The organism is Bacillus cereus (assembly GCF_002577405.1).
GTDB classification, from domain to species: domain Bacteria; phylum Bacillota; class Bacilli; order Bacillales; family Bacillaceae_G; genus Bacillus_A; species Bacillus_A cereus_AU.
Map to the genome: position 1 here is coordinate 18164 of NZ_NULR01000028.1, position 17718 is coordinate 35881.

A 17718-nucleotide genomic window follows, 5' to 3' on the forward strand; every position below is an offset into this window, starting at 1 on the left:
CATTAGAGCAACCTCTTTTTCTTATAATTAGAACTGGATTTTCTTCTCTAAGAAACCTTTTAGTTCGCTAATTGGCATACGAACTTGTTCCATTGTGTCGCGGTCACGTACTGTAACAGCTTTGTCTTCAACTGAGTCGAAGTCGTATGTGATACAGAATGGAGTACCGATTTCGTCTTGACGACGGTAACGTTTACCGATAGAACCAGTCTCGTCAAAGTCTACCATGAAGTCTTTAGCTAGTTCTGCGAATACTTCAGTAGCACCTTCAGATAGCTTTTTAGATAATGGTAAGATTGCTGCTTTGTATGGTGCTAAAGCAGGGTGGAAACGAAGAACTGTACGAGAATCGTTCTCTAATTGCTCTTCTTCATATGCATCACATAAGAATGCTAATGTTACACGGTCTGCACCTAAAGATGGCTCGATGCAGTATGGCACGTAACGCTCATTCGTTTGTGGATCGATATAGTTAAAGTCTTCGTTAGAGTGTTCCATGTGACGTTTTAAATCGAAGTCTGTACGAGATGCTACGCCCCAAAGTTCGCCCCAACCGAATGGGAATTTGAATTCAATATCAGTTGTTGCGTTACTGTAGTGAGATAATTCTTCTTCACCGTGGTCACGAAGACGCATGCTTTCTTCGTGCATACCAAGTGAAAGTAACCAGTTCTTACAAGTTTCACGCCAGAATGCGAACCACTCTAAATCTTCACCAGGCTTACAGAAGAATTCAAGTTCCATTTGTTCGAATTCACGTGTACGGAATGTGAAGTTACCAGGCGTGATTTCGTTACGGAAACTCTTACCGATTTGGCCAATACCAAATGGAAGCTTTTTACGCATAGAGCGTTGTACGTTTTTAAAGTTTACGAAAATACCTTGTGCTGTTTCAGGACGAAGGAAGATTTCGTTTGTGCTAGACTCTGTAACACCTTGGAATGTTTTGAACATTAAGTTGAACTGACGGATTTCAGTGAACTCTTCGCTACCGCAATCAGGACATTTTACTTCATGTTCTTTCATTAAGTCAGCCATTTGGTCGAAAGTAAGACCGTCAACAACCATTTCGATGCCTTTTGCATCTAATGCATCTTCAATTAATTTGTCAGCACGGTGACGAGCTTTACATTTTTTACAGTCGATCATTGGATCGTTGAAGTTACCAACGTGACCAGAAGCGATCCAAGTTTTAGGGTTCATTAAAATAGCTGCGTCTAAACCAACGTTGTGTGGAGATTCTTGAATGAATTTTTTCCACCAAGCTTTTTTAACGTTATTTTTTAATTCGATTCCAAGTGGACCGTAATCCCAAGTGTTTGCAAGACCACCGTAAATTTCAGAACCAGGGAAAACGAAACCGCGATGTTTCGCTAAGTTTACAACTTGTTCCATTGAATACATAATAAAATCCTCCTTTTGAAAGTTAACGTATTGGCGATGACGTGATGGGTACTTGTGGAAATGAGGAATCTCCGCTAGCTTCAGCGGCTAGAATGTTCGGTGGCTTCGCTGCTTCCGCCGAGGCAAAAATCGCCTCTATGTCAGAAGCTCCATCCTCCTCACATTTTGAGCGAGCCGCTTCCGCTTTTAGGTATATCCAGCTCCAGCGGCTAGAATCTCCGGTCATTTCGCTCTCTCGCTCGAAGCAAAAAGCGCTTCAAGGTCGAGAGCTCCAATGCCCTGCGATTCTGAACGAGCCGCTTCCGCTTTTAAATTATCCAGCTCCGGTGACTAGAACAGTCGGTCATTTCGCGCCTTCCTGTGAGGCAAAAATCGCCTCTTCGTCAGGAGCTCCAATGCCCTCCTGTTCTGAGCAAGTCACCTCCGCTTTTAAATTAAATACAAAAAAGCTCGTCTCTAGGCAATTTTGCCTAGGGACGAGCTTGTATATACCCGCGGTTCCACCCTAGTTGATGCACATTTCACGCATCCACTTTCATCACGTATTGCTCGAGACTGCCGTTTCCTTGCGGCTTCAGGCTTTCACTATCCCTGAATCGCTTTTGTGCAAGTACTTATAAGTCCGTCATCGCTACTTATATTAGTAATAATGAACATATTCTAACACGTTCTTTTTTAAATCTCAATAGAGGAACGCGTCTATCTATGATAGAGTCTCGCCTATTTTTTCATTATTTATTCCGTAATTTTCTTTAATATGCTTAATTGCTTCACGCTTACTTAATGGAGCGAGCTCGTTGTTTTGCACGTATTCCCAAACTACATCCGGATTTGTTTTTGCATATTCACGAAGGACCCAGCCAATCGCTTTTTGAATGAAAAATTCTTTTGAAGAATGTAGTTGTCCAATAATCCAGAAAAGAAGTTCTTCATCCATTTTTTCTTTATATTTCAGTTGGAATAAAATAGCGGTGCGTTGTAACCATATGTTGTCTGATGCAATCCATTTTGGAATATAGGCAGAAATTAATTCTGGATGTTTTAAAAAGATACCACCTAAAAATGTAGGGACGATGCTATCAACAGAATCCCACCAAGATTTCGTGACAATAAGTTCTTCTAAAAATGGGATATGAGTTTCGTTTATATGCTTTTTATATTTTTGCATGATATCGAGTGCAGCAGCTTGAAATTCTCGTTCTGGTAAATCCCAAAGTTCACGTACGATAATTTGGAAGTCTTTTTGATCTGGGAGAGTATGTATTTGAATGACATCTTTTAATAATTGTCTTCTCTCGGGAGTTTGAATACCGAGAAACGGGAAGTGATTTTTCATATAACGTGCCATTGGTTCGGCTTTTTCAAGGTTTTTATGAGCTATGAAATGCTTTTGTAATGCTTGTACAAACGGGTGCATAAGGGTGTTCTCCTCTCTTATTATCTTTCTCATATCATTATACAGAGAGTTTGGTTAAATTTTAAAACATAACTTGCAATGTAATGAAATATGTTGAGAGTAGAGAGGAGAGGATAAGATGGAAGATCAAGGCGTACTAGCGGGTTTCTTTGCTCTTAGTTTTGCGTTTATTCTTGTTATATGTATTTGGGCAATTATTTCGTATTTGTTAACGGCTTTTGCACTTTATACGATGGCGAAAAATGATGGTGCAACTGATGGTGTTCTTGCGTTTATTCCTTTTTTGAATAGTAAGACGTGGGGGGACTTAGCGAAGGATAAATTACCGGATTTCTTGAAAGAAGAAGCAGGATGGAAAGTATTCGGCATATATGTCGCATGTTTCATTTTTAATTTCGTACCGATTATAAGTTTACTAGCAACAGCTGTATCGATTGTGCTGTCTATTTATCTCATCTACGCTATTTTAGACAGATACGGAACGAACTCTATATTATTTACGATTATTCATGTAATCACATTTTCAGTTTTCTTGCCGATTCATCTATTCATCATTCGAAATGAGCCGGTGAGGTATAACGAGTAGTAGACGCAATATTTGAGACAGAAAAAGCGCCCTGAAAGCAGGGCGCTTTTTTCTACTACATAAGGTAGCGGAAATAAATATAAATATGAGAAATGATTAATGAAACGATCATAATTGGGAAGCCGACTTTTAGGAATTCCATGTAGCTAAATTTATGTCCTTCACGGCTCGCGATACCTGCAACGATTACGTTAGCAGAAGCCCCGATTAATGTTCCGTTTCCGCCCAGACAAGCACCTAATGCTAATGCCCACCATAATACATCGATTTGTGCGTCAGAAGGTGATAAACCTAGCCCAACTGCCATATCGTTAATAAGCGGGATCATTGTTGCAACGAATGGAATGTTATCAATTGTTGCAGAGGCGATACCAGATACCCATAGAATAAGGATAGATGCTTGAGAAATATCTCCGCCTGTTATACCAATTACTTTTTGAGCAAGCGTCTTGATCAGACCGATATCAATAAGTCCTCCAACGAGCACGAATAGCCCTGCGAAGAAGAAGATTGTTACCCACTCTACGCTAGCGAATACCTCTTCAATTTCATGTTCTTTCACACCAATTAACATAAGGATCGTAGCGCCAGTTAAAGCAATGATAGCTGCATCGATATGGAAAATAGAATGCGTCATGAAACCTACAATCGTAAGTCCAAGTACTGTTAAAGATTTTTTCATTAATACTGGATCTTTAATGTATTGTTTTTCATCTAAGCTCATTAATTTCTTAATTTGTACAGGATCAGCAATTAACTGTTTACGGTACATGAAGTAAAGCATTGTTGCTGTAACTGCAATGATAATAATTACGATTGGTGCTAAGTTCAGTAAGAAAGCATTGAAATCTAAATGCTTATTCGCAGAACCGATCATAATGTTAGGTGGATCACCAATTAAAGTTGCTGTTCCTCCGATGTTTGAAAAAATAATTTCAGAAAGTAAATATGGAACAGGATTTACTTGCAAGATGCGCGTAATAGATAAAGTAACTGGGACAACGAGAAGTACAGTTGTAACGTTATCTAAAAATGCGGAGCCAAGCGCAGTAAGTAAGGAAAGTGAAATTAAAATTTTAATTGGATTTCCTTGTGCTCCTTTTGCTGCTTTAATGGCAACGTATTGGAAAACACCTGATTTACTCGTAATGTTCACCAAAATCATCATACCGATGAGTAATGTGATTGTTCCCCATTCAATATGTTTCGTAAAGGCGTTGTGTAAATCAACGACCCCTACAATTACCATAAGTGCTGCACCAAGAAGTGCGATGACAGCGCGATTAATTTTTTCAGAAATAATAATGGCATATGTAATTAAAAAGACTGCGATAGCAAAATAATACTGCCAGTTTGCGAGCTCTTGCGTTGTTTCATGCAAAACTCTCATCTCCTTTCGTTTACTTTTCTTAGTGTTTCAAAAATGTTCTCAAAGAAACACACATAACGTCATTATAAAGTAGAAAAATGGAAGATGTAAATGAGAGGGGGTATTTTGTCATATTTTCTGCATAGGTCATTTTTTCTTATTTTTAAAAATATTTGTGGGCATTTGACATATATATAAGATACATCCAATCTGAATATTTAAAATGGAATTAGCATTCGAGCTTGTTCGTGTAGGAGTGTCAAATAGAAAGGAATGACAAAATGATAAGGAAGGGATCGTATGGATGAACAACGATTTTTGTTTTTAGATTTTGAGTTTACGATGCCCCAGCATAGAAAGAAACCAAAAGGTTTTTTCCCAGAGATTATTGAGGTAGGGCTTGTTTCAGTTGTTGGTTGTAAAGTAGAAGATACGTATTCGTCACATGTCAGGCCGAAAACATTTCCTTCTTTAACAGATCGATGTAAAAAATTTTTAGGTATTAAGCAAGAAGTAGTGGATAAAGGAATTTCTTTTCTTGAACTTGTTGAGAAGCTTGTAGAATATGAAAAAGAATGTAAACCGACAATTGTAACGTGGGGAAATATGGATATGAAAGTGCTGAAACAGAATTGCGAAATGGCGGGAGTAGCCTTTCCATTCTTCGGACAGTGTCGTGATTTATCGCTTGAGTATAAGAAGTTTTTTGGAGAAAGAAATCAAACAGGGTTATGGAAAGCAATTGAGGCGTATGGAAAAGCAGGAACAGGTAAGCATCATTGTGCGCTTGATGATGCGATGACGACGTATAATATTTTTAAATTAGTAGAAAAAGATAAAGAGTATTTAGTGAAACCAGCACCTCCAACATTAGGAGAACTCGTTGATTTTTCAAAAGTGTTAAAGAAAGTAAGTACACAGTAACGACCAAATTGCACAATATGTAATTTGGTCGTTTTGTTTTTTTACAGCTTATAATCTTTTTTTAACTGCTGAAGCGTTTCTAAACTACGCTGTGCAAAAGGTGAATCATCTTCAGAAAATGAATTCATTTGAGTTTCTAGTGCTAATTTGAGTGACTCTGTATAATCCGGAATTTCTCCTTCATATTTCTTCACCATTTGCTCTGGAATGTTCGTCTGTTCACGAAAAGCTAAAGCACGTCTTTCATGGAAAAATGGTACGTCAGCTTGTTTTACGTTATGTAGGTCACCTTGCACCGGATGTTTTACAACAGCTAGTACTTTTACGACATAACTGCCAGGACGGCTATTTGTAATTTCCCCGATGTATTTTCCTGTTTTATAAATACCAGTAACGATTTCACCAATTTCAAATGTTTCTCTCATATTTTTCACCTCAAGTTTATAGTAAGGAAAGTATGAGAAGGAGTCAAAGAAATGATTCACTTTCGGAATATCCTTGAGAATATGAATCAGTTCCACTATAATTTTATATTATATAACAGAAAATTCTGATGTTTCGTAAATCCTCTAATAAGGAGTGTTCTTTATGATGCCTTTATATTTTCCTGAAGATAAAACAGAATATATTATTCCAGGTATTGTTTGCGTTCTATTTATTGTCGGTGCGGTTGCTACGTGGCGTATGTTTATTCGTGTATCAAAACGAGAAGCAGAGCGATTGCAGAAAGTAGAAGAAAAGCTTTTAGCTGAAAAGAAACAGTAATTCATTTTTGTATGTTTCCCTCTATGCTCGGACAATCTAAGGGCAGAAAGTATTTTGGAGGGAATAGAATGAAAAGACGGCTTTTTTTCAGTTGTTGTTTATTATTTCTGATGGCGGGTTGTGACCAAGGAAAGCCGAAAGAAATTGACGTGAAATTACATAATGCTTCAGGAGATGAAGTGGCAACTGCGAAAGTAGTGGAGCAAACAAGTGGAGTGAAAATTACGATTAAAGGGGAAGGCTTTGCACCAGGCCCGCATGGCATACATGTACATGAAATTGGAGAGTGTAAAGCACCTCGTTTTGAATCATCTGGGAATCACTTTAATCCTGATGATAAAAAGCACGGGTTACTCAATCCGAAGGGTGCAGAAAATGGTGATTTACCGAACGTAATTGCAGACGGTTCTGGAAAGATTAAAGCAGAAATCGATGCACCGCGCATAACGCTTAAAGAAGGAAAAACGACGATCCATAGAAAAGACGGTGCGTCTATTATTATTACAGAAAATCCTGATGATGGCATGACACAGCCAACAGGAAAATCAGGTGATCGAATTGCTTGTGGTGTGATTGTGAAAAAAGCATCGGATATGAAGAAAAAGTAGAAGCTACCGTGCCGGTAGCTTTCTTTGTGAAACGTAAGTTAAAATATATCAGCGATTTTTGAAATATATCGATTTACCAACAAAAATTGACAAGAGAGGCTGTTCAAGAAATGGAACAGCCTCTTTTATTGTTAGGAAAATGTATGGCGCAGTCTGTTTAAAATTTCTTCTAAAACAGATCTTGGGCAACCGATGTTAATTCGAATATGTCCTTCTCCGCCTAATCCGTACTTCTCACCAGGTTCAACGATTAGTTTTCCTTTTTCCTCAAGTAATGTAGTGCGCTCATGTTGAGAGAGGTTTAGGCGAGAGCAATCAATCCATAATAAAAAGCTACCTTCGGGCTTTGTAACAGAAAGAGTAGGTATGTGCGTTGTAATGTATTCACATGCGAAACGAGCATTTTCTTCTACATATAAACGGATCTCACTTAGCCAATCATTACATTCTGTATAGGCGCTTTGCATCGCGGTATAAGCAAATATATTTAACCCATGGAACCCTTGTCTATATTGAATAGAAGTAAAGGTATTACGTAATTTTTCATTTGGAATAATAATGATAGATGCTTGTAATCCAGCTATATTAAATGTTTTGCTTGGAGCCATACAAGTAACGGTGCGTGCTGCTAATTCTTCAGATAAAGAAGCAAATGGTGTATGCGTACGCTCTCCGTAAATAATATCGGCATGAATTTCATCTGAGATAACAATTACATTATATTTTGTACATAATGCTCCGAGCTTCGTTAGCTCGTCTTTCGTCCAAACGCGCCCGATAGGATTGTGAGGACTACAAAGAAGCATTAGTTTGGTTCCTTGTTGAAATTGTTTTTCTAAATGATCGAAGTCTATCATATATGCGCCATCTTGTTTATATAATGGGCTCACGCATAATTGTCTGTTGTTTGTTGTAACCATTTCGAAAAATGGAGGATAAATAGGTGGTTGTACGAGAACAGATTCGTTTTCCTTTGTGAAAGCTTGTATGCTCGTACTAAGAGCTGGAACGATTCCTGCACTAAAGACAATCCATTCTTTTTGAATATCCCAGTTGTATTGTTTCTTTGCCCAATTACAAATAATATCCCCAATAGTTTCAGGTGGAAGTGTGTAGCCGAAAATAGGATGTTCGATACGTTTCTTTAAAGCAGTTTGAATGGGTTTTGGTACTTCAAAATCCATATCAGCAATCCAAGCATGAAGAAGTTCTTCGTTTTTATAAGTATCCCATTTTGTACTATGCGTTCCGCGCCGATTTACTGTTTTATGAAATAGTTGCATATGTTTGCCCCTTTCTTCTGTAAAACCATTAAGTTATGAAAGTTCTGTCTCTTCTTATAGAATAGCTGATGTGATAGGATAAAGAAAAGTATTAAAAAGTGAAAAGGCGGGAAGCGAATGGGTACATATGAAAAGATGATAGAGGTTGTGAAGAATTGGGATCCGTTTCAAATGGGGCCGGAATTTTATGAAACAGAAGCGAGCGATGTTGTGAACGTCGTAAGTGTGTTTGACGATTCGAAATACATCGCAAAAAAGATTCAACATATATACTTTATGTCTTTTGAAGAAGTACCTGCGCTTGAAAAATGTGAGAAGTTAGCTGTGGAGTTACTTAGAATAAAAGAAGGCGGAAGTTGTTCATTATAGGCTGTCGGAGTTTCCGACAGCCTTTTATATTATTGCGCGGAAAACGCAATGATCTCTTCATAAACATGTTCAGGCTTTTCTTCAGGTAGTAAATGTCCTGTGTTTTCGTAAGAAATAAATTTTGAATTCGGTAAATCTTTGTGTAGACGATGACCTACATGTACAGGGACAACGCGATCTTTTTCACCCCAAATGAGTAGTGTGGGGGTTGTGATTTTTTGTAACTCAGTTGACGATAGATCACCTTCACGGTCTCGTATCATACGAGTTAAAGCGGGGAATATACGGTTGTCATAAAAAGGGGCGGAGTAACCTTCCTTCATTTCATCGTCAATTAATGAGTGATCATGAACGACATTCATTAAGTTGTGAACAATACCGCGCCTTATAATCCAGTTCTTTACGTATAAATGAAAGAACGGTAAATAAGAAGAATACAGTAAAGGTAGGGTTGCGCGTGCTAAATAGCTAGAGCTGCATAGTAAAATCGTCTTTGAGATTAGTTCAGGACGTATACGGTTTACATAGAGAGAAATTTGTCCACCCATAGAATGACCGATTAACACAATATTTGAGAGAGATAAATGTTCAATTAAATCGATAATAATCGTCGCTAAATTGTGATAAGAATACTTAAAGAGATGAGACTTATCACTTTTTCCGAACGGCGGTAAATCAAGAGCCAGTACTGTGCCTGCTTTCGATAGTAAAGGAATGAGACGGCGGTAACTGAATGAGGAAGATAAAAAGCCGTGAACGAGTACGAAAGTAGGACGTTCCATTTTGTTGTTATGTTCATACAATTCGTAATGAATAGTAGTGCCGCGAGTGGAAAAAGTGAAATAAGGGCAAGTATATTCATGATTCATTTTTGTCACTCCATTGATTTTTGTTCATATCATCTCCAAGCACGAAAAAAATATGTTAACAAAAAAAGGCAAGATGACGATGTCATCTTGCCTTTCAGTTATTTATTATTACCCGCGAACAATATTAGGCGGTGTCTTTCCTTGTAATCCTGCGACTAAATTTTCAGCGGCTGTCATGGCCATCTGCTGCCTAGTTTTTAATGTTGCAGATCCGATGTGCGGCAAAGTTACAACATTTTGTAATGATAAGAGCGGATTATCTTTTTGAACCGGCTCTTGTGTAAAAGTATCGATGCCTGCTGCAAAGATTTTCTTTTCTGTTAATGCATGAATTAACGCTGTTTCATCTACTGTTTTCCCGCGAGAAGCGTTAATAAAGATTGCGGTCTCTTTCATTAATGAAAATTCTTTTTCTCCGATTAGATGATATGTTTCATCTGTTAATGGAGTAAGAAGAATGATAAAGTCAGATTGCTTGAGTAATGTCTGTAAATCGCAATATGTAGCATCAAATTTTTGCTCAGCTTCTTCTTTACGGCGACGGTTATAATAAAGAACATTCATATCAAATCCGAATTTCGCTCGTTTTGCAACGGCTTCTCCAATTCGTCCCATTCCGATAATACCGATTGTACTATGGTGTACATCTAGTCCGAAGTGTTCTTTTCCGATTTCAGCATTCCATTCACCATTTTTCACATAGGAGTCGAGTTCGCAAACGCGGCGCCCAGCAGATAACATAAGAGCGAAAACGAGGTCAGCTACTGTATCATCTAGTACGTATGGTGTATTCGTTCCGATGACATTTCGCTTTTCCATCGCTTGTAAATCAAAATTGTCATAGCCAACAGAAATGTTGCTCACGACTTTTAAGTTAGGAGCTGCAACTAACAATTCTTCATTAATAGCAGATCCGAAATTTAATAACCCGTCTTTATCTTGTATTTTCTCCAATAGAACATCACGAGGTACTTTCTCATTTTGCTCCCATTTTTCGTAATCACAGTGCTCTGATAAATAGTTTTCTACAAATGTTGGAACTGGTTCAGCAATATATACTTTTGGTTTCACGGTTCCATCCCCTTTCACTTTTATCCCGCGTTAACTGCCCGTAAAAGCCCGATTGGTGTGGGCTAATAATCAGCGGGGATAAACCATTCCGCTGATTAAAGTTTCACTTTATTTTGACATAATTCTCTAAAAAAATCTTCTTTTCAAACTGGAAAAAGTATTTGTATAATTTAGATAGAAACGAAAAGGAAGGATGAGTTATATGGTGACAGAAAAAGAATTAGAAGTATTAGCTTGTCTTGAAAAGAATAGTCGTTTATCTGTAGATACATTAGCGAAGCTGTTAAATATAGAAGTAGAAGAAGTAAAGAAAATGGTTGCGAAATTAGAAAGTGAAAAGATTATCGTGGATTATGTAACGCATATCGATTGGACAAAGGTGAAAGAGCATACTGGTTTAACGGCGATGATTGATGTGAAAGTTACGCCAAAGCGCGGCGTTGGATTTGATGCAGTTGCTGAACAAATTTATCGCTATTCAGAAGTGAAATCCGTGTATTTAATGTCAGGGACATATGATCTTTCTATCACATTAGAAGGGAAGACGATGGGAGAAGTAGCGATGTTTGTTTCTGAGAAATTAGCAACAATTGAATCTGTCGTTTCTACGACAACACATTTTATTTTGAAGAAGTATAAACATGAAGGAATTATTTACGAAAAAGACGATGATGATAAGAGAATTGTGGTGACGCCATGAAGCAATTTGAACTATCTAGAACAGCAGAATCTTTACAACCATCAGGGATTCGAAAGTTTTTCGATTTAGCAACAAATATGAAAGGGGTTATTTCTCTTGGAGTAGGAGAGCCCGACTTTGTTACACCTTGGAATGTAAGACAAGCATGTATTCGTTCTTTAGAACAAGGATATACGTCATATACAGCAAATGCAGGATTATTGGAGCTCCGTCAAGAAATAGCAAAGTATCTAAAAAAACAATTTGCAGTATCTTATGATCCAAGCGAAGAAATCATTGTTACAGTTGGAGCGAGCCAGGCGTTAGATGTAGCGATGCGCGCCATTATAAATCCTGATGATGAAGTGCTCATTATTGAACCAAGCTTCGTTTCTTATGCGCCGCTTGTAACATTAGCTGGAGGAGTGCCAGTGCCTGTGGCGACTACTTTAGAAAACGAGTTTAAAGTACAACCAGAGCAAATTGAAGCAGCTATTACTGCGAAAACAAAGGCAATTTTACTTTGTTCACCAAATAACCCAACAGGTGCAATGTTAAATAAATCTGAATTGGAAGAACTAGCAGTAATTGTGGAGAAATACAATTTAATCGTATTATCGGATGAAATTTATGCAGAGCTTGTATATGACGAAGTGTATACGAGTTTCGCGAGCATTCAAAATATGCGTGAACATACGATTTTAATTTCAGGATTTTCAAAAGGATTTGCGATGACAGGATGGCGCCTCGGTATGATTGCAGCTCCTGTTCAATTTTCAGAATTGATGCTCAAAATCCATCAATATTCCATGATGTGTGCACCGACGATGTCCCAGTTCGCAGCACTTGAAGCGTTACGCGGGGGAAACGATGAAGTAGTTCGGATGAGAGATAGCTATAAGAAGCGTCGTAATTTTATGACGACATCTTTCAATGAAATGGGCTTAACATGTCATGTGCCAGGAGGAGCATTTTATGTCTTTCCTTCAGTCGATTCAACTGGACTATCTTCAGCGGAATTTGCAGAGCAGTTATTGCTAGAAGAACAAGTGGCTGTTGTTCCTGGAAGTGTATTTGGCGAAAGTGGTGAAGGATTTATTCGTTGTTCGTATGCGACATCGCTTGAACAACTTATGGAAGCAATGAAGAGAATGGAACGCTTCATAGAGAATAAAAAAAGGACAAAACACAATACGTTTTGTCCATAAAAGGGGGGGAATACTAGAAAGCCATGTGTTAGTATTCTATCCCAATATTGGAGAATTATACTTACCTAAGGAAATTTTTTCATGAATTTTGAATGAGTTCTGTCATAGTGGTATAATTTACTAATATAAGGTATGCGTATCCCGAATAGCCTCACTTAGGGTACGTACTAACCAATCGGATATTTAACAATAAATACATCTGCTTTGCTATTTACAATTGTAGAGAAAATGGTAAACGTATGGGAGTGTTTCATATGTCAGAACAATATACAACAGGAGTGGTTGTAACAGGGAAAGTGACTGGAATTCAAGATTACGGTGCATTTGTAGCGTTAGATGCAGAAACACAAGGACTTGTGCATATATCTGAAATTACAAATGGATATGTAAAGGATATTCACGACTTTTTAAAAGTCGGCGATACAGTAGAAGTAAAAGTACTTTCAATTGATGAAGAACACAGAAAAATGAGTTTATCGTTAAAGGCGGCAAAAAGAAAACAAGGACGGATCCTTATACCGAATCCATCAGAAAACGGATTTAATACGCTGCGAGAAAAGTTGGCAGAATGGATTGAAGAGTCGGAGTTAACAAAGTAAAAGAGGAGCGCATATGAGCGTTCCTCTTTTACTTTATATTATGATATATATTTGCAAATATGATTGCATGCAATCATATTCGTATGTCGGGGGTGAAATAAAGACATACTGACTAGCGAATTTCGTTAGTTTCTGGGTGAGTACCAAGATTTTCGGATGGCTTAAAGAGTAAACCGAGATTGATAAGCCCAGAAATACCAACGATGCCGTAAATAATACGTGCGAGAGCGGAGTTTTGTCCACCGAAAATGGCTGCTACTAAATCAAACTGGAAGAATCCGATTAGTCCCCAGTTCACAGCGCCAATAACAGTAAAGACTAATGCGATACGTTGCAATGTACTCATGAAAAAGCCCCCTTTAATTGTGAAGCATGAGCAAGAGATGAGTTAATTAACTCTTTTATAGAATGATGTATTTACGTTGTTTTTATACATAAAAAATGTACAAAAAAAGATGTATATACATCTGTACCGAAAAATGCGAATTTTTATGCGAAAAATGAACTTTTTCTAAAAAATATATATTGGTTACGTTTACAATTGTTGAATCGCTTGATTTACAACTTCAGTTTGCGCTAAAGTGAATACAGAAATACATATACATAATTGGAGGGAAAAAGATGAGTACACATGTAACGTTCGACTATTCTAAAGCGTTATCCTTCATCGGTGAGCATGAAATAACTTACTTACGTGATGCAGTGAAAGTAACACATCACGCAATCCACGAAAAAACAGGAGCTGGGAACGATTTCCTTGGGTGGGTAGAGCTTCCGCTTCAATATGACAAAGAAGAATTCGCTCGCATTCAAAAATGTGCAGAAAAAATTAAAAATGATTCTGACATTCTGCTTGTTGTAGGTATCGGTGGTTCTTACCTAGGAGCACGTGCAGCAATCGAAATGTTAAACCATTCTTTCTATAACACGCTTTCTAAAGAACAACGTAAAACTCCACAAGTGCTATTTGTTGGACAAAACATTAGCTCCACTTACATGAAAGATTTAATGGACGTATTAGAAGGTAAAGACTTCTCTATTAACGTTATTTCCAAATCAGGTACAACAACAGAGCCGGCACTAGCATTCCGTATTTTCCGTAAGTTATTAGAAGAAAAGTATGGAAAAGAAGAAGCTCGCAAACGTATTTATGCAACTACGGATAAAGCACGTGGTGCATTAAAAACATTAGCTGATAACGAAGGTTATGAAACATTTGTTATTCCAGATGATGTTGGAGGTCGTTTCTCAGTATTAACGCCAGTTGGTCTATTACCAATCGCAGTAAGTGGCTTAAATATTGAAGAGATGATGAAAGGTGCAGCTGCTGGTCATGATGACTTCGGAACATCTGAACTAGAAGAAAACCCAGCTTACCAATACGCAGTAGTCCGTAACGCTTTATACAATAAAGGAAAAACAATTGAAATGCTTGTTAACTATGAGCCAGCACTTCAATACTTCTCTGAATGGTGGAAACAGTTATTTGGTGAAAGTGAAGGAAAAGATCAAAAAGGTATTTTCCCATCTTCAGCAAACTTCTCAACTGACTTACACTCATTAGGTCAATACGTTCAAGAAGGTCGTCGTGATTTATTTGAAACAGTTCTAAAAGTAGGTAAATCTACACATGAATTGACAATCGAATCAGAAGAAAACGATTTAGATGGATTAAACTACCTTGCTGGTGAAACTGTAGACTTCGTAAACACAAAAGCATACGAAGGTACATTACTTGCACATAGCGATGGCGGAGTACCAAACTTAATCGTAAACATCCCTGAATTAAATGAGTACACATTCGGTTACCTTGTATACTTCTTCGAAAAAGCATGTGCGATGAGCGGCTACTTACTAGGCGTAAATCCATTTGACCAACCAGGAGTAGAAGCATACAAGAAAAACATGTTTGCTTTACTTGGTAAACCAGGATTTGAAGAATTAAAAGCAGAATTAGAAGAGCGTTTAAAATAATAAAAAGCGACCNNGGTCGCTTTTTATTATTTTACCGAAAAGTACATCGGTATATTAAAACTGGAATGGGTATGCTAAAGGAAAAGTCTAGGAGGGATGGGCTTGATTCCGATTCAATCAAAGTTAGAGGGACGTACATATGCGTTATATAAGTTAGAAGAAGTTATGAAACCACTTGGGTATAGTATCGGTGGCAATTGGGATTACGATAAAGGGTGCTTTGATTATAAAATTGACGAAGAAGATGGGTATCAATTTTTACGAGTACCATTTACAGCAGTGGATGGAGAATTAGATGTACCTGGTGTAATAGTCCGTCTTGAAACGCCGTATATTCTTTCGCACGTGTATCAAGACGAACTAGATGATAATGTGAATGCATTAACAGCTGGAACGAGTGGCTTTGATCAATTTGCTGAGCCGAAAGATGAAGATGGAGATGTGAAAAGAAAGTATATCAAAATTGGGAAAGTGCTCATGCAGGAACTAGAGCTTCATTTTTTTAATGGCGAATAACGATGAGTATGTCGCTTTCGATAAGAATGAAGGAACGAACGGGATTAATCATATATTGTTCATCACGCTTTATGCCTAGTAAGAGAATGTTTTGCTTTAAAAGAGTATAGCTACAATTTGCAAAAGTTTGTCCGGTGCAGGATTGAGAAAGCTCCATCAGTTGTAATTTGTTATCAGAGATTTCATCGTAAAGTGAGAAGAGTACACCTGAAATGGAAGGGAATAAAAGAGATGCGGTAAATACATAGCTCGTTAATTTATTTCCTTCTATAATTTCTGACGCGCCAGCTCTCATGGCATTTTGGATTTGCTCCGAAGTAAGAAGCTCGGCGATGCAGTGAATGTTTGGATTCATTCCTTTTGCAGTTAAAATATTTAAAATGGACTCTGTATCCGCTAAGCTTTCGTTCTTTTCTTTATCAGCTGTTATTAGTATGGTGTGAGCGGTTGTAATATTAGCCTTTAATAAAGTTTGGTCGTGATGTGGACAACCTTTTATAAATTCTAAATGATGAAATGGCTTTGGGAGTAAAGAAAGTGTTTTATCAATTAAAACGATATCAAGGTTTGGTTGTAATATGTGCATTTGTTTTACAACATGTTTTGCACGCTCATTCCAGCCCACGATAATCATATGACCGTTAGCTGTTGCAGCTTCTTCTCCTTTTATTTTCATATATTGTTTATTAATCATGTCGGTAGCGAATAGAACCATATAATAAGAACAAAATCCAGTTCCTAATAAAATAATGCCTATACCAATCAGCTTGCCTATTGTTGTATGTGGGGCAAAATCACCGTATCCAACTGTGAAAATAGTAACGATTGACCACCAAATTCCGTCAAACCACGTGGTGAAGTGTGAGGGCTCTAACCTATGTATAAGAAAGCCAGAAAAAGCAGTAAGTACAATAATAAAACAAATTAAACGAAAAATAATGGAATCACGAAATGTATCTACTAAATTTGAACGGGATTTCAATATCCTATTCCTCCTTACTTTGCAGGGATACATTCATTGTTACCATTATAGAAAAAAGAAAAACTCTCTAATTAAAAAGAGAGTTTGTTTCATATTACATACTTTCTACTTCAGTTTGTTGGACACTTTCAAGATGCTGAAGAGCATAATAAACATCAGCAGTATGCCGCTTTTGATCGATAGATAATTTAAGGTGTAAATAGTGAGCGCCATTTTCTAATGTTTTGAGCTTCATATTCTTAACTTTTATATCCATTTCTTTTATCTCTTCAATTACAATTGGGATATTGTCCATCTCGCGCACAACAAGTTTCACTGCGATATCACGTTGACGAAATGATCTAGGGCCTATAAATTTCATCGTTAATGGTATAAGTTCTACACTAATCATAAGGAAACACATTCCGAAAGTAGCCTCGATATAGAAACCAGCTCCAACGGCAATACCAATACCAGAAGCACCCCAAATCATAGCGGCAGTTGTTAGTCCTGCAATACTATCATTTCCTCTTCGTAAAATAACGCCGGCACCTAAAAAGCCGATTCCTGATACAATTTGAGCGGCGAGTCGAAGTGGGTCCATATTCATATGATCGGTATGAGGTAAGTTGTAAGCTGCTTTAATAGAAACAATTGTCAGGAGGCAACTAATTATAGAAATAACTAAACACGTTTTTAAACCGAGTGGTTTCCGTTTTAATTCACGCTCTAAACCGATGGCGAATCCTAAAATAGCTGAGAGACCTAGTTTGAGTAATAAATCGGCGTAGTCCATATATATTCCTCCTTGTATGATATAGGAATAAAACATTTATATAGAAAGAAACGTTTTGGGATAGAGTGCCTTTATATAGAATATATGTAGAAATTACTCATACATGAAAGAGATATTTCGTTTAAGTATATGATATTAAAAAAGAAATGTGGGTGGTTTTTAAAAAAGTTTATAAAAGGTGTTGCATTTCATTTTTCTGCATGATATATTAATAACCGTCGCTGATGCGGAAACGCAGAAAACGACAAAAAAGAAATTGAAAAACTTAGTTGACATTGAAAAACGAAGATGTTAACATAAGGAAGTCGCAAATGAGCGAC

The 17718-nt window shown here is 37.4% G+C and carries 20 protein-coding genes; 10 read left to right on the forward strand and 10 right to left on the reverse strand.

What is annotated here, in order from left to right:
- Nucleotides 1–27: 27 nt before the first annotated feature.
- Nucleotides 28–1404, reverse strand: coding sequence for a glycine--tRNA ligase (locus COC96_RS25510; protein ID WP_000287143.1), 1377 nt, complete (start codon nucleotides 1402–1404; stop codon nucleotides 28–30).
- 703 nt (nucleotides 1405–2107) lie between these two features.
- The gene (locus COC96_RS25520; RefSeq protein WP_098268410.1) at nucleotides 2108–2821 is read right to left on the reverse strand and encodes a DNA alkylation repair protein; all 714 of its coding nucleotides are present in this window, start codon (nucleotides 2819–2821) and stop codon (nucleotides 2108–2110) included.
- Between the two features lie 118 nt (nucleotides 2822–2939).
- On the opposite strand from COC96_RS25520, the gene COC96_RS25525 reads away from it, so the two are divergent.
- Entirely contained in the window at nucleotides 2940–3407 is a 468-nt protein-coding gene (locus COC96_RS25525) for a hypothetical protein (protein WP_098268411.1), read from the forward strand.
- Between the two features lie 55 nt (nucleotides 3408–3462).
- Here COC96_RS25525 and COC96_RS25530 read toward each other — a convergent pair whose 3' ends face one another.
- Nucleotides 3463–4788, reverse strand: coding sequence for an ArsB/NhaD family transporter (locus COC96_RS25530; protein WP_141536143.1), 1326 nt, complete (start codon nucleotides 4786–4788; stop codon nucleotides 3463–3465).
- 288 nt (nucleotides 4789–5076) lie between these two features.
- Here COC96_RS25530 and kapD point away from each other — a divergent pair, with 288 nt between their 5' ends.
- On the forward strand, nucleotides 5077–5700 hold the full coding sequence (kapD, locus tag COC96_RS25535; protein ID WP_098268413.1) for a 3'-5' exonuclease KapD: 624 nt from the start codon (nucleotides 5077–5079) through the stop codon (nucleotides 5698–5700).
- A gap of 41 nt (nucleotides 5701–5741) precedes the next feature.
- Here the strand turns inward: kapD and COC96_RS25540 are convergent, their stop codons facing one another.
- Nucleotides 5742–6125, reverse strand: a complete 384-nt coding sequence (locus tag COC96_RS25540) for a kinase-associated lipoprotein B (RefSeq protein WP_098268414.1) — start codon at nucleotides 6123–6125, stop codon at nucleotides 5742–5744.
- Nucleotides 6126–6288: 163 nt separating this feature from the next.
- On the opposite strand from COC96_RS25540, the gene COC96_RS27680 reads away from it, so the two are divergent.
- Both COC96_RS27680 and sodC read left to right on the forward strand, forming a co-directional pair.
- On the forward strand, nucleotides 6289–6465 hold the full coding sequence (locus COC96_RS27680) for a hypothetical protein (RefSeq protein ID WP_000982769.1): 177 nt from the start codon (nucleotides 6289–6291) through the stop codon (nucleotides 6463–6465).
- A 68-nt stretch (nucleotides 6466–6533) separates the two neighbouring features.
- Entirely contained in the window at nucleotides 6534–7073 is a 540-nt protein-coding gene (gene sodC / locus COC96_RS25545) for a superoxide dismutase [Cu-Zn] (protein WP_098268415.1), read from the forward strand.
- A 131-nt stretch (nucleotides 7074–7204) separates the two neighbouring features.
- Here the strand turns inward: sodC and COC96_RS25550 are convergent, their stop codons facing one another.
- On the reverse strand, nucleotides 7205–8356 hold the full coding sequence (locus COC96_RS25550; RefSeq protein ID WP_098268416.1) for a MalY/PatB family protein: 1152 nt from the start codon (nucleotides 8354–8356) through the stop codon (nucleotides 7205–7207).
- A 117-nt stretch (nucleotides 8357–8473) separates the two neighbouring features.
- On the opposite strand from COC96_RS25550, the gene COC96_RS25555 reads away from it, so the two are divergent.
- The gene (locus COC96_RS25555) at nucleotides 8474–8725 is read left to right on the forward strand and encodes a YugE family protein (RefSeq protein WP_097904313.1); all 252 of its coding nucleotides are present in this window, start codon (nucleotides 8474–8476) and stop codon (nucleotides 8723–8725) included.
- A 29-nt stretch (nucleotides 8726–8754) separates the two neighbouring features.
- Here COC96_RS25555 and COC96_RS25560 read toward each other — a convergent pair whose 3' ends face one another.
- Nucleotides 8755–9594: an alpha/beta fold hydrolase gene (locus COC96_RS25560; RefSeq protein ID WP_098268417.1), complete on the reverse strand. Its 840-nt coding sequence runs from the start codon at nucleotides 9592–9594 to the stop codon at nucleotides 8755–8757.
- A 108-nt stretch (nucleotides 9595–9702) separates the two neighbouring features.
- On the reverse strand, nucleotides 9703–10689 hold the full coding sequence (locus COC96_RS25565; RefSeq protein ID WP_373604894.1) for a 2-hydroxyacid dehydrogenase: 987 nt from the start codon (nucleotides 10687–10689) through the stop codon (nucleotides 9703–9705).
- 178 nt (nucleotides 10690–10867) lie between these two features.
- On the opposite strand from COC96_RS25565, the gene COC96_RS25570 reads away from it, so the two are divergent.
- The 3 genes from COC96_RS25570 (at nucleotide 10868) to yugI (ending at nucleotide 13151) form a co-directional block, all read left to right on the forward strand.
- The gene (locus COC96_RS25570) at nucleotides 10868–11365 is read left to right on the forward strand and encodes an Lrp/AsnC family transcriptional regulator (protein ID WP_141536142.1); all 498 of its coding nucleotides are present in this window, start codon (nucleotides 10868–10870) and stop codon (nucleotides 11363–11365) included.
- On the forward strand, nucleotides 11362–12552 hold the full coding sequence (locus COC96_RS25575; RefSeq protein WP_098769637.1) for an aminotransferase: 1191 nt from the start codon (nucleotides 11362–11364) through the stop codon (nucleotides 12550–12552). Before COC96_RS25570 ends, COC96_RS25575 begins: the two co-directional genes overlap by 4 nt.
- 254 nt (nucleotides 12553–12806) lie before the next feature.
- Nucleotides 12807–13151 carry a S1 domain-containing post-transcriptional regulator GSP13 gene (gene yugI, locus COC96_RS25580; protein WP_000003764.1) on the forward strand — a complete coding sequence of 115 codons (345 nt, stop codon included), beginning with the start codon at nucleotides 12807–12809 and terminating at the stop codon, nucleotides 13149–13151.
- Between the two features lie 112 nt (nucleotides 13152–13263).
- Here the strand turns inward: yugI and COC96_RS25585 are convergent, their stop codons facing one another.
- Nucleotides 13264–13497 (reverse strand): DUF378 domain-containing protein, encoded by a 234-nt coding sequence (locus COC96_RS25585; protein ID WP_000105788.1) that lies wholly within the window; start codon nucleotides 13495–13497, stop codon nucleotides 13264–13266.
- Between the two features lie 275 nt (nucleotides 13498–13772).
- Between COC96_RS25585 and COC96_RS25595 the strand changes: the two genes are divergently transcribed.
- Nucleotides 13773–15125: a glucose-6-phosphate isomerase gene (locus COC96_RS25595; protein WP_098268421.1), complete on the forward strand. Its 1353-nt coding sequence runs from the start codon at nucleotides 13773–13775 to the stop codon at nucleotides 15123–15125.
- Nucleotides 15126–15227: 102 nt separating this feature from the next.
- Complete coding sequence (locus COC96_RS25600; RefSeq protein WP_098268422.1) at nucleotides 15228–15641, forward strand: YugN-like family protein; 414 nt, start codon at nucleotides 15228–15230, stop codon at nucleotides 15639–15641.
- On the opposite strand, the gene COC96_RS25605 is transcribed toward COC96_RS25600, so the two are convergent.
- Together COC96_RS25605 and COC96_RS25610 are read right to left on the reverse strand one after the other, a co-directional pair.
- Nucleotides 15628–16623, reverse strand: coding sequence for a potassium channel family protein (locus COC96_RS25605; RefSeq protein WP_098268423.1), 996 nt, complete (start codon nucleotides 16621–16623; stop codon nucleotides 15628–15630). The two genes, COC96_RS25600 and COC96_RS25605, sit on opposite strands and share 14 nt — an antisense overlap.
- A gap of 94 nt (nucleotides 16624–16717) precedes the next feature.
- Nucleotides 16718–17398, reverse strand: a complete 681-nt coding sequence (locus COC96_RS25610) for an MgtC/SapB family protein (RefSeq protein ID WP_098268424.1) — start codon at nucleotides 17396–17398, stop codon at nucleotides 16718–16720.
- Between the last annotated feature and the right edge of the window lie 320 nt (nucleotides 17399–17718).